Source organism: Mangrovimonas futianensis, from assembly GCF_021245805.1.
Taxonomy (GTDB): Bacteria; Bacteroidota; Bacteroidia; order Flavobacteriales; family Flavobacteriaceae; genus Mangrovimonas; species Mangrovimonas futianensis.
In genome coordinates, this window is the sequence record NZ_JAJJNF010000044.1 from 1 (window position 1) to 339 (window position 339).

Annotated in this window: 1 protein-coding gene; it reads right to left on the bottom strand. The window is 36.9% G+C overall.

The annotated features are described in order from the left end of the window. Positions 1–143: 143 nt before the first annotated feature. Positions 144–284, bottom strand: coding sequence for a CASP domain-containing protein (locus LOK78_RS16930; protein WP_232635675.1), 141 nt, complete (start codon positions 282–284; stop codon positions 144–146). Between the last annotated feature and the right edge of the window lie 55 nt (positions 285–339).

The window sequence follows — 339 nt, forward strand, 5'->3', positions numbered from 1 at the left end:
GAAACAGCAGCAAAAAATGCATATGCAGCACATATAGCACTGATGCAGACCATGGATCTGTTGAACAATTCTTAAATTTTTTAGAATATGCATAGAATGATTAAGGTTATAATAAGAGTTAAAAAAAGGGAATGAACTTTATCTTACTTGAGTCCTGTGAGATTGCTGAACTCTAGTTTCCCATAGCTGGTGTTGTCCTGCTGGTTAGTCACAGTTAACCAAATGGTTGCAACACTAAGAGGAATGGCGAAAATCCTGAGGGAACAATCAAGGAGCTTAAGCATTGGTGAGGTTTAATTAATGAGAAAAGGAGTGAAAGAATGATGAGAATGTTGGTGA